This window comes from Thermobacillus sp. ZCTH02-B1, from assembly GCF_002159085.1.
Taxonomy (GTDB): Bacteria; Bacillota; Bacilli; order Paenibacillales; family Paenibacillaceae; genus Thermobacillus.
Genome location: NZ_LZRU01000046.1, coordinates 34,062 through 45,488 on the forward strand (window position 1 = coordinate 34,062; position 11,427 = coordinate 45,488).

The following is an 11,427-nucleotide window of genomic DNA, read 5'->3' on the forward strand; positions in this document are numbered from 1 at the left end:
GGGACGCCGGCCGGGGATTCCGGCCGGCCTTTTTTGTCCACCCGCAGGCTGCCGGGAATTCGTTTGGCGGCGGAGAGGGAAAACCATGCGGCGGAACGCAGCAAGTGACAAGAAAAAACTCCCGCGGCGCCGGCGCACGCGGGAGTCGGTTTTCGGCCGGGAAGCCCCGCAACGGGAGCTCCTTTGATTCAGGAAATTTCTTTCCCGGCGTTCGCAATCATGTCTTCCATTTGCTTGATGAAGTCATCCAGCGAGAGTTCGCCGTTCAGGTAGAACTGCAGCAGCACCGGCGTTTCTTTGTAAATGACCGGGAAATCGCGGTAGAACGGCGACGTGACGGACTTCTCGATGATGTTGTACAGCGTCGTCTTCCATTCCGCGTCGATCTTGTCGAAGTATTCGGCGATCACCGGCAGTTTGCCCCACACGGACGCGGCGTTCGCCTGGACTTCTTCATCCATCAGCGCTTCCTGGATGAACTTGATGGCCAGGTCCTGCGCCTTGCTGGCCCGCGGCACGATGATGCCGGCGGAGAAAGCGAAGGAACCGTTCGTCTCCATGCCGGGCGCGCCGAACACCGTCGCGTTTTCCGCGCCGATCGTCGGAGCGGCCTCGGGAGCCCGTGATCCGCTCTCGAACAGGATGCCGACCTGACCGGCCTTGTAGTTGTTGCGTCCGGCATCCTTGTTCGTGTAGGTATCGATGGAGAAGACCCCCTCGTCCCTGCCCTTCTTCCAAATCTCGAGAATTTGCCGCATTTCCGGCGTATCGAAGGTCAGGACGCCTTCGTCGTCGTAGAAGCTGCCCCGTGCGGCCTGTTCGGTGGCGATCATCGTATACAGGGCATTCGGTCCCCATTGGAGCGTCATGCCGGTCTTGCCGTCTTTATGCATCTTCCTCGCATATTCGAGCACTTCTTCCCAGTTGGCCGGGGGAATGATGTTGCCGTTCGCGTCCGTCAGTCCGGCATCGGCGAACATGGCCTTGTTCGCGTTGAATGCATACGCTTCCAGCGCGAACGGAATGGCGAACTGGAAGTCGTTGTACGCCCCGAAACTCAGCACGTTGCCGACGAAGTTTTCCTTTGCCGTCTTGCCCTCGAAGAAGTTCGTTTCATTGAAATTGATGATCAGATCGCGGGCCATGAACTGAACCGCGTTGGAAGTACCGTCGATGATGACGACGTCCGCATCCGTTTCGCCCTTGGCCCATTGCAGGGCAAACGAGGACAGCACCGTCGGGTCCGCGTACGGCACCAGCTCGACCGTGTATTCCGGATGCGCGGCGTTGAACTTGTCCACCGCTTGCTGGACAAACAGCTTTTCCACCATCCAGGATTCGGCGGCTACCGTCAATTTCGTTGCCCCGGAAGAACCGGCGTTCGGACCGCCGCCCGATCCGGAGGCGTTCTCCTGACTTGCGCCGGATCCGGTTGATGTGTTGGCGGATCCGGTAGACGCGTTGTTTTCGGATTTGCTGTTGCTGCTCCCGCACGCGGCAAGGAACACCAGCATGCAGGTCAAAAGAACGAGGCTCGCTTTTCTCCAGATTCTCTGCATCTTTTACATCCTCCCCTTTGACTGCGTGAAGTTTATGTATGGACAACGGCAGGCGTCAGCCCTTAACCGCGCCCTGGGAGATGCCTTCGATCAACTGTTTCTGAAAAATCAGAAAGATGATGATCGGGGGCAGCATCGAGAGCACGATGACGGAAGACAGCATGCCGAAAGCCCAAACCTCACCCTTGAACAGCGTCAGTCCGACCGTCAGCGGCATGGCGTCCGGCTTGGTCGCAAGCGACTTGGCCAGCGTGTATTCGCCCCAGATGTTGTAGAAGGCGTGAATGATCACGATGACGGAGCCGTTCTTGACCAGCGGAAGCATGATGTTCCACCAGGTCCGGAATATGCCGCAGCCGTCGATGAGCGCCGCTTCTTCGAGCTCTTTCGGAATGCCGATGTAATTGGCTCGCATGATGAAGATCGCAAACGGCAGAACGACGGCCACGTTCGGCAGGATGAGACCGAGATTGGTGTTCAGGATGCCCCAGGCGTCCTCCATCAGATAGATCGGGACGAGGAACACGGCCAGCGGGATCGTGATCGTCATCAGGATGGCGGCCAGCATCACGCCGCTGCCCCTGAACGGAAGTCTGGCAAAGCCGTATCCCGCCAGCGCGCTCAACACCAGCACGATGAACACCCCCGTGACGGTGATGATCGTGCTGTTGGCGAAGTATCGGAGGAAACTGTTGCTTGCCTTGAATATGGCTTCGTAATTGCCCGTATAGAGCGCGTCCGGCAACAGCGATTGGGGAACCCGGAAGATTTCGTTTTCCGTCTTGAAGGAAGTGAGCACCACATACAATAGCGGCGTGATGAAAAAGAGCGAAGCGAACCCCAATACCGTATACATGAAGCCGTCGATCCATTTGCTTTTCACGCGCTCCGCCTCCTAGTCCTTCGCCCGGTTGACGTACATGTTGAGCAGCGAGAACGCCAGCGCGAGTATCGCGAGGATGTACGCCTCCGCCGAGGCGTATCCCATTTCAAACCGGTTGAAAGCGTTGTAATACACTTCCTGGTACACGACCAGCGTCGCGTTTCCGGGTCCTCCGTTGGTCATGACGTTCGGTTCGACGAACACCTTCAGGCCATGGAGGATGGCCCAGATGCCCGTTATCACATAGGTTTCTTTCAGGTTGGGCAGGATGACGTAGAAAATGCGCCTGATGCCGTCCGCTCCGTCCACCACCGCGGCCTCGAGCATTTCGCGTGATAGCGCTTGCATTCCACCCAAAAACAGGATCGTTTCAAAGCCGATGGTCGCCCACAGGCTGACGCCGATGATGCTGGCCATTGCGGTCGGCCCCTCGTTCAACCACGGTCTGGCGAGCGCGGTCCATCCGAGCACGTCCCGCAGCAGGTAGTTGAGAAGGCCGTAATTCTCCTGCAAAATCCAGAGAAAGACAAGCGCCGACAGCGATACCGGAACGACGATCGGCATGAAGATGGCGGTACGGAAAAAACTTTGGAATCGCCTGACGTGAAAGAGCATCAGCGCGATGACCAGCGATACCGCCATCACGAGAACGAAATAGAAGAAACTGAATACGATCGTGTTCTCGAGCGCCCTGCGGAAAGTCGGGTCTTTCAGAGCCTTCACGTAATTGTCGAACCCCGCAAACACGGGAGACGGATCGAACACGTAATTGTATTGATGAAGGCTCATATAGAGCGAGTAGACGACGGGATACAGCATGAAAGCAAAAATAAAGAGAAACGCGGGCAGGACGAACAGGAATCCGTACCATTGCCTTCTGCGATTCAGCGCAATGATGCCGTGTCGCTTGCCCGGATTGACGGAGGAACCGGCCATTTTCCTCCACTCCCTCTTGTGTCTGATGTGACAGAAATCGATTACTGTATATGCCAATTATAATCATTCCTCCTTGCCGCTTGTCAATATGATCATTGCTGCCTTTTCCGGGAGCAACTTGCCTTCTGCAAAACAGGTATGGTAATATCCGATGAGAGAATGAAGCATGTTCGGAGAAACGGAATCTTTTTTTTTTCGCAACAGGACGAGTAATCGATTGCTGAAGGAGGCTGGGATTGAAAAGAATGAAGAAAAAGGTCACCATTCACGACATCGCGCGCATGGCCAATGTCTCCGCCGCGACCGTATCGCGGGTTCTGAGCAACAGCGATTATCCGGTCAGCCAAAGCCTTCGGGAAAAAATCCTCAAAATCGCCGCCGAAACCAACTACGTACCGAACCTGCTCGGGAAACAGCTGAAGAAGAACACGAGCACGACGATCGGAGTCGTCGTTCCCTCCATTGTCAACCCTTTCTATTCCTCGGTCATTCTGGGAATCGAACAAACGGCCAGACAGCGGAAATACACGGTCATCACCTGCAATTCCATGCATGATCCGGAGCTGGAAAGCGAATACATCCGGATGCTGATGGAGAAGCAGGTGAAGGGTCTGATCATCGCGTCCATTGCGAACGACGGCGGGATGTTCAAACAGTTGGCCGACATGGGCATCCACGTCATCGCGATCGATCAGAGGGTGGATGCGGAAGGCATATCGAAGATCGATTTCGACTTTGTCAAGGGTGGACAAATGGCGACCCGGCATCTGATCGACAAAGGACATCGCCGCATCGCCTACTTGACGGCTCGGATGGACCGCCCCAGCCGGAGGAGCATTTTCCGGGGTTATCAGGAGGCCATGAAGGAAGCCGGACTGGAGCCGATCCTCGTGGAGGCGAACGCGGACGACGATCACAATCCGCTGTCCGATTTCGATACCGGCCGGGCTTTGGCCCGCAAGCTGCTGGCCGCGAAGGTTCAGGCCACGGCGGTTTTCACCTGCAACGACATGCTGGCCATCGGCGTGATCAACGAGTTGTCGAGCCGGAACATCCGGGTGCCGGAAGAGATCTCCGTGATGGGATTCGACGGAATCGACGTCGGCCAGATGATCCATCCGCCGCTTACGACGATCAAGCAGCCCGATTACGAAATGGGCAAAATGGCGTGCACGATGTTGCTGAATATGATGAACAACGAAAACAACCACCAGTTCGAAATCATTCTGCAGCCGAAGCTGATCGAACGGCAGTCGGTCGTGTCACGCGGGGGGCATTCGGAAACCTCCGGACGGTGAGCGGGCCGCTGCCGTTTTTTTTGCCGGTTTCATGGTGGTCAAAAGGGAAAGAACATGCTACAATCATGCTGACAGAAATCGATTACTGAAAAAATATTCCCAATTGACAGAAAAAATTATTGCGACGAATGCGACCACTTCAGCTCGGGAGAGGATCAGCCATGAAACTGACGATTTGCGAGACGGCGGACGAGCTCGGATTGGCGGCGGCGAGGGAATGCCGCAATCTCCTGCAGGAGGCGATCGAACGGCAGGGGGAAGCGCGCATCGTGCTGTCGACGGGCGCTTCGCAGTTCGAGTTTCTGAGTCATTTCGTGAAACAGGATATTGAATGGGACAAGGTGGAGATGTTTCACCTGGACGAATACGTCGGTCTGCCGGAATCCCATCCGGCCAGCTTCCGCAAATACCTGAAGGAGCGTTTCCTGCAACATGTCCCGGTGCGGAAGGCCTGGCTCATCAGCGGCGAGGGTGATTTGGAGCGAACGCTGAACCTGCTGAACGGGGCGATCCGCGAGAAGCCCGTGGATGTGGGGCTGATCGGAATCGGCGAGAACGCCCATATCGCGTTCAACGATCCGCCCGCCGACTTCGAGGCGGAAGAGCCTTACCGGATCGTGACACTCAATGACGCCTGCAAGCGGCAGCAGGTCAGGGAAGGCTGGTTTCCGTCAGTGGACGACGTGCCTCCGCGGGCCATCTCCATGTCCGTCCGGCAGATCCTGCGCTGCCGCCAAATCGTATCCGTCGTGCCGCGTGCGTCCAAGGCGGATGCCGTTTACAACACGTTCATGAATCCGGTTGATCCGAAGGTGCCGGCGACCATTCTGAAAACCCACCGGAGCTGGCGGCTGTTCCTGGACAAGGAATCGGCGGCGAAGGTGTACCGATGGGCCTGATGCCGCGGGAGTACGGCGCGTTGCGGAAGGCGGTGGCTTGTTGAATGCGATGGATCGGGAGATTGACGGATACCGGAGAAGCGGTCGTCATTGAAGCAGAGGGTGGAATCATCAAGGGCATCGGCAGGCCGGAAGGGGCAGACGTGTCCGGCCTGCCCTGGATATCACCGGGCTGGCTCGATCTGCAGGTGAACGGATGCGGCGGGTTTGATCTGAACGCCGATGCGGTTACCCATGAAGAGGTGGAAGGGGTGACGCGGACGCTTCACCGGCACGGCGTCGCGGCGTACCTGCCGACGATCATCACGGGGGATTTCGACCGGATGCGGCGCGGACTTCAGGCGATCGCCGCCTACGTACGCTCCGGGCAATACGCCCATGAATCGATCGTGGGCATCCATCTGGAAGGCCCGTATTTGTCCGAACTTCCCGGCAGCCGGGGCGCGCATCCGGCGCAATACATGCGCGATCCCGACTGGGAGCATTTCATGAAGCTGCAGGAGGCCGCAGACGGACTGATCACGATGGTGACGCTGGCGCCGGAACGCGACGGCGCGGTGCCGTTCATCCGCAAGCTTACGGAAAACGGGATCGTCGCGGCCATCGGCCATACGGCGGCAAGCGGCGAGCAGATCGGGCAGGCGGTGGCGGCCGGAGCGACCGTCTCCACCCACCTGGGCAACGGCTCCCAGACCATGCTTCCGCGCCATCCCAATTATATCTGGGATCAGCTCGCCGAAGACCGGCTGTGGGCGACGTTCATTCCGGACGGGCATCATCTCGCTCCGTCGGTGCTGAAGGCGATGTTGCGGGCCAAACGGGACAAGGCCATTTTCATCAGCGATTGCACCCGGTTTGCGGGCATGCCTCCCGGGAGATACGAAAGCCCGATCGGCGGTATGGTGGAGCTGACGGCGGAAGGACGGCTGCATATGGCGGAGAACCCCGAAATTTTCGCCGGTTCCGCGTTGCTCCTGGATACCGGAATCGGGATCGCCGTGCGGCATACGGACTTGACGCTGGCGGAGGCGGTGCAGGCCGTGACGCTGCGCCCGGCCCGCGCGATCGGCCGCGAAGCCCTGGGTGCGCTGGCTGCCGGCAATCCGGCGAACCTGACGCTGTTCGATTTCGATCCGGAAAGCGGAATCGTCTCGGTCCGGGAAACCGTGGTGGCGGGCCGTACGGTTTACCGCGGGCGATAAGCCTGAGCGCGGCGATCGGTCGGTAACGGCGCCGGATGCGGCGGTCCGGAAAATGTTCCGGCTGCGCGTCGCACCGGCGCCTTTTCCTGTTATAATGGATGGGAAATATTTGCCCGAGGGGAATCGCACGGAATGGTGCTATCGCGGACAGAATCGCGCGCGCGGGAACGGAGGAAGCGCAGGCGGCGGATGCGCCGGCTCGCGGCGTTGAACATCATCATGCTGATCGCCATTGCCGCCATGGTGTACGGGCTTGCCCGGGGAGATCGGATCGGAGGCGGAGAAGGCGGCGCCGGCGCGCCGAGTCCGGCGGTGGCAAACCTTGAAGAGACGGCGCCGGAACCCGGTGATGGCGTCCGGCCTTCCGGCGGGAACGGATACACGGATGACGGTCATCCGGCGGAGGATGAGGCCGCCGGGCCGCCCGGCAGCGGGGGCGGCGAGCCCGCCCCGCCGGAAGGGAATGCTCCGGAACGGGCCGACGGGACGATCCGGATCGCGTTCGTCGGCGATCTTCTGCTCGCGTCATCCGTCGAGAAGCTGATGCGCCGCGAAGGTCTGGATTATCCGTTCGCCAAGGCGAAACCGTATCTGTCCGAACCGGATCTTACGGTCGGCAACCTTGAACATCCGGTTACGACGCGCGGCACGCCGGCCGAGAACAAGCAGTACGTGTTCAAGGGCAGCCCGGACCTGCTGCCTTCGCTCCGCGAGGCGGGATTCGACTTCGTCGCGCTCGCGAACAACCATACGCTCGACCAGGGCGTCGAAGGGCTGCTGGATACGATCGATCATCTGAACGAAGCGGGCATCGCGCACGCGGGAGCCGGGAGAAACGACGAAGAGGCGTTCAGGCCGGCCGTTTTCGAAGTGAAGGGAAGATCGATCGCGATCTTCAGCTTCAGCCGCGTCGTGCCGGAGGTGTCCTGGAAGGCGGACCGGAACCATCCCGGCGTCGCGGAGACGTATGATTCGCGCCGGGCGGTGGCGGCGATCAGTCGGGCGAAGGAAGCGCACGATCTTGTCATCGTATACGCCCACTGGGGCGAGGAGCTCAGCTACACGCCGCGCGACATCGAGAAGAAGCTGGCCCGGGAATACATCGACGCCGGAGCGGATATTGTCGTCGGCTCGCATCCGCACGTGCTGCAGGGCTTCGAATATTATAATGGCGGGTGGATTGCCTACAGCCTCGGCAATTTCGTGTTCAACCCGACGAAGAACACGGAAACGCGCGACACCGGCGTGCTGAACGCGGTATGCCCGAAGGACGGAAGCTGCGGGCTGGCGTTCGTGCCGATGCGGGCGGTCGAGCCGGCGCGCCCGGAACCGCTGGAAGGCGAAGAACGGCGGGCGATGTTCGAACGCCTCGAGCAGCTCTCGTTCGGCGTCGCGATCGATGAAGACGGCCGGCTTCGTCCGGCTCCGGTGCGTTCCGGCGGGGAGACGGAGGAAGCCGGAGAAGCCGTAGAAGCCGGGACGCCTTGAGCGGTACGGCCGGCGCGGCTAGCGATATGGAAGGAGAACAGGCGACGATGGGAATGGCCAATCCGTGCTGCGCACACCGGGGGGCTTCCGGTCTTGCGCCCGAGAACACGCTTGCCGCAATGAAGCGGGCGCTCGATTTTCCGTTCGTGGAATGGATCGAACTGGACGTGCAGCTTTCGAAGGACGGTGTGCCGGTCGTCATCCACGACGACACGGTGGACCGGACCACCGACCGAAAGGGGCGCGTGGCCGATTTCACGGCGAAGGAGCTTCAGGCGATGGACGCGGGAAGCTGGTTCTCGCCGGAGTTCCGCGGAGAGCCCGTGCCGACGCTGGAGCAGGTGCTGGATCTGATTGCGGGCCGGTGCAAGCTCAACATCGAGCTGAAGACGTACGGCGGCCGCTATCCCGGGCTGGAGGCCGCGGTCGCCGGCCTGCTCCGGCGACGCGGCCTGATCCGGGACGCCGTCATCACGTCGTTCGATCCTCTCGCGCTCAGGCGCGTGAAGGAGGCGGAGAGCGGGATCCGAACGGGGCTCATCATCGACGCCGCTCCGCCCGGGCTTGAGCAGGCGCTCGCGCGGATCGGCGCGACGTTCCTGTCGATCGGCTGGACGAGGCTGACGGCGAAGCGGATGGCGTCGTTCCGCCGAGCCGGACTCACCGTCATGGCCTGGACGGTGGACCGGAAAGCCTCGATGCGGAAAATCGCCGCGATGGGCGAAGACATCATCATCTGCACGAACCGGCCCGACCGGTACGGAGAGCTGCGGGAAGGACGCCGTTTGGCGTGGTTCGGATGACGGCGGATTCGTCCGGCGCGCACCGCATGACGGCGGAAGCCGGGCGACGGCCGTTTGACGGCGGAAGCGCCCGAAGACGGATTCCCTTGACGCGATGGAATCGCGTGGCGACGGATTCCCTGGACATTGGAATCGGAGAAGACGGATTCACCGACGGCGGAATGACAACGGCCGGCAGGCGCCTGCGGCGCCCGTCCGGCCGTTGTTTTCTCATTCCTGCAGTTCGTCCCTGTAACGGTCACGCACTTCGAGGATGCGCGGCAGCTCTTCCATGAAGACATCCACGAGCTGCGGATCGAAATGCCGTCCGCGCTCCTCGCGGAACAGGGTGAGGATGCGGTCGAGCTCCCAGGCCTTCTTGTAGACCCGGTCGCTGCCGAGCGCGTCGAACACGTCGGCCACCGCCGTGATTCGTCCGTACAGGTGGATCTCCTCGCCCTTCAGGCCGCGCGGATAGCCGGTGCCGTCCCACTTCTCGTGGTGCTCGTACCTTGACGTGGTTGCCCGTCTCCTTCGACCGGCTCTCGCCGACCTCTCCCATCCGGAAAATGATCTCCTTCTGCGTGGCGACGATCTCCTCGTGCAGCATGACCGATTCGAGCGACTTGCCCGCATAGGAGGCGGCGAGCGACAGATATTCGAGATCGCGCTGCGTGAAGACGCCTTCCTTCGTCATCTTGTTGATGGCCTGGTAGGCGCCGATGACGTTGCCGTCGCTGCCGACGAACGGCACGGTGATGACGGACTTCGTCCGGTAGCCCGTCTTGCGGTCGTTCTCCGCGTTGTGGCGCGGGTCCTTGTACGCGTCCTCGATCAGCAGCGGCTGGCCGGTCGCGATCGAATAGCCGACGAATCCCGAGCAGATCGGGACGCGGATCTCGACGACCCCGTGGGCGAATATCGTGAACAGCTCGCCCCGTTTGTGGTCGATCAGCCAGACGGTGCAGCGGTCGGACAGGATCATCTCCCGCCCCATGTTCGCCATCAGGACAAGCACATGGTGCAGATTGCGTTCGTTCGCGATCTTTGCGGTATAATCGGAAATGATGCGAAGGAGCTGCCCGGGGGTGTGCGCCTCCTTCAGCCGGGGCTCCCGTTCGAATTCGGTCGGATCATCGGGCAAACCGCGACACTCCTTGCAGGCGGCAAACCTCGTCTTCCGCAAAAAAATGGAACTTGCATGAAAAAATTCGACACAAATCGCACAACTCCTGCCGTTTGCGGCAGCATCTTCTCCGTTCGGCGGGAGCGATTCCGAAAGGGAGTACTGCGGATGGTGGAAGCATGGAACGCCCCGTTGCCGCTGCGGTGGGCGGCGGGGCTTGCGGGCGCCGGGCTGATCGCCTGGATCGCGTGGCGCGGACGGGCGCTCACCGCGTCCGGCGCCTGGTCCGCCGCGGCGATGGGCGGGGGCTACTTCGCGCTCGGCGGGCCTTTCTGGTACGGCCTGCTGCTTGCTTTTTTCATGACCTCCGTCTTCTGGTCCCGCTGGAAGCGTCATGCCCGGAGCAAAAGGGAAGCGGAGAAGCGCTACGCGAAGACCGGCCGGCGTGATGCCGGCCAGGTGTGGGCGAACGGCGGCGTCGGCCTGGCGCTTCTTGCGGCCTATGCGATCCGTCCGGAACCGCTGATCGCCGCCGCCTTCGTCGGCGTCATGGCGTCCGTGAACGCGGACACGTGGGCGACGGAGATCGGCGCGCTCAGCCGGGCGGAGCCGCGTTCCGTGCTGACCGGCCGCGCGGTGCCGGCAGGAACGAGCGGCGGGGTGACCCCGCTCGGCACGGCCGCCGCGCTGGCGGGAGCGGCGCTCATCGGCGCCGCGGCCGCGCTGCTTGGCGGCGGCGCCGCCACGGGCCTTCCGGCGGGTGCGCTGGTCGCCCTCGCCGCGGCGAGCGGACTCGCCGGCGCGATGGCCGACTCGCTGCTCGGCGCCTGGCAGCAGGGGCTGTACCGCTGTCTGGTGTGCGGTGAGCTGACGGAACGGACCGTCCATTGCGGCGAGCCGGCGCTTCACGCCCAGGGGCGCCGCTGGATGACGAACGATGCGGTCAATTGTCTTTCGTCGGTCGTTGCCGGGGGGATCGCTGCACTGATTGCGCTGCCCGCGGCCATATGAAGAACGACCGACCCGCAAGGGTCGGCCGTTTCAGACTGTCGACAAAGTCCCTGTCGATAGTCTTTTTTATACAATAAAACTTTACCCATTCACCGCGGTAATATGTTATAATAATGGCAAGGATTCTCTGCGTTGGAGTGATTGCTGTTGCTCAGGAAAACGGGCTATGAAGGACGCACCCAACTTTCCCTCGTGTCGCTCGATGAACTCGTCCCGGAAGATCATCTGGTGCGGAAAATCGAA

The 11,427-nt window shown here is 61.1% G+C and carries 10 protein-coding genes and 1 pseudogene; 6 read left to right on the forward strand and 5 right to left on the reverse strand.

The features are described from left to right. Positions 1 to 188: 188 nt before the first annotated feature. The 3 genes from A9Z00_RS15695 to A9Z00_RS15705 form a co-directional block, all read right to left on the reverse strand. The gene (locus A9Z00_RS15695; RefSeq protein ID WP_296979395.1) at positions 189 to 1,355 is read right to left on the reverse strand and encodes an ABC transporter substrate-binding protein; all 1,167 of its coding nucleotides are present in this window, start codon (positions 1,353 to 1,355) and stop codon (positions 189 to 191) included. A 259-nt stretch (positions 1,356 to 1,614) separates the two neighbouring features. Beyond that, positions 1,615 to 2,442, reverse strand: a complete 828-nt coding sequence (locus tag A9Z00_RS15700; RefSeq protein WP_296979397.1) for a carbohydrate ABC transporter permease — start codon at positions 2,440 to 2,442, stop codon at positions 1,615 to 1,617. Between the two features lie 12 nt (positions 2,443 to 2,454). Continuing rightward, a complete protein-coding gene (locus A9Z00_RS15705) occupies positions 2,455 to 3,378 on the reverse strand; it encodes a carbohydrate ABC transporter permease (protein ID WP_296979399.1) in 924 nt (307 codons plus the stop codon). 245 nt (positions 3,379 to 3,623) lie between these two features. Here A9Z00_RS15705 and A9Z00_RS15710 point away from each other — a divergent pair, with 245 nt between their 5' ends. The 5 genes from A9Z00_RS15710 (at position 3,624) to A9Z00_RS15730 (ending at position 9,068) form a co-directional block, all read left to right on the forward strand. After that, positions 3,624 to 4,676: a LacI family DNA-binding transcriptional regulator gene (locus A9Z00_RS15710; protein ID WP_296979409.1), complete on the forward strand. Its 1,053-nt coding sequence runs from the start codon at positions 3,624 to 3,626 to the stop codon at positions 4,674 to 4,676. 161 nt (positions 4,677 to 4,837) lie between these two features. Then, positions 4,838 to 5,575 (forward strand): glucosamine-6-phosphate deaminase, encoded by a 738-nt coding sequence (locus A9Z00_RS15715; RefSeq protein ID WP_296979401.1) that lies wholly within the window; start codon positions 4,838 to 4,840, stop codon positions 5,573 to 5,575. A 44-nt stretch (positions 5,576 to 5,619) separates the two neighbouring features. Continuing rightward, positions 5,620 to 6,777 carry an N-acetylglucosamine-6-phosphate deacetylase gene (gene nagA / locus A9Z00_RS15720; RefSeq protein ID WP_296979403.1) on the forward strand — a complete coding sequence of 386 codons (1,158 nt, stop codon included), beginning with the start codon at positions 5,620 to 5,622 and terminating at the stop codon, positions 6,775 to 6,777. Positions 6,778 to 6,966: 189 nt separating this feature from the next. After that, positions 6,967 to 8,265, forward strand: a complete 1,299-nt coding sequence (locus tag A9Z00_RS15725) for a CapA family protein (RefSeq protein WP_296979405.1) — start codon at positions 6,967 to 6,969, stop codon at positions 8,263 to 8,265. Positions 8,266 to 8,318: 53 nt separating this feature from the next. Further along, a complete protein-coding gene (locus tag A9Z00_RS15730; RefSeq protein WP_296979411.1) occupies positions 8,319 to 9,068 on the forward strand; it encodes a glycerophosphodiester phosphodiesterase in 750 nt (249 codons plus the stop codon). A gap of 210 nt (positions 9,069 to 9,278) precedes the next feature. Here A9Z00_RS15730 and A9Z00_RS15735 read toward each other — a convergent pair whose 3' ends face one another. Both A9Z00_RS15735 and A9Z00_RS15740 read right to left on the reverse strand, forming a co-directional pair. Continuing rightward, positions 9,279 to 9,683 (reverse strand): HD-GYP domain-containing protein, encoded by a 405-nt coding sequence (locus A9Z00_RS15735; protein WP_296979413.1) that lies wholly within the window; start codon positions 9,681 to 9,683, stop codon positions 9,279 to 9,281. 43 nt (positions 9,684 to 9,726) lie between these two features. After that, a pseudogene (locus A9Z00_RS15740) lies at positions 9,727 to 10,053 on the reverse strand (GAF domain-containing protein); the annotation flags it as partial. A 288-nt stretch (positions 10,054 to 10,341) separates the two neighbouring features. Here A9Z00_RS15740 and A9Z00_RS15745 point away from each other — a divergent pair. After that, on the forward strand, positions 10,342 to 11,184 hold the full coding sequence (locus A9Z00_RS15745) for a DUF92 domain-containing protein (protein WP_296979407.1): 843 nt from the start codon (positions 10,342 to 10,344) through the stop codon (positions 11,182 to 11,184). Positions 11,185 to 11,427 lie beyond the last annotated feature (243 nt).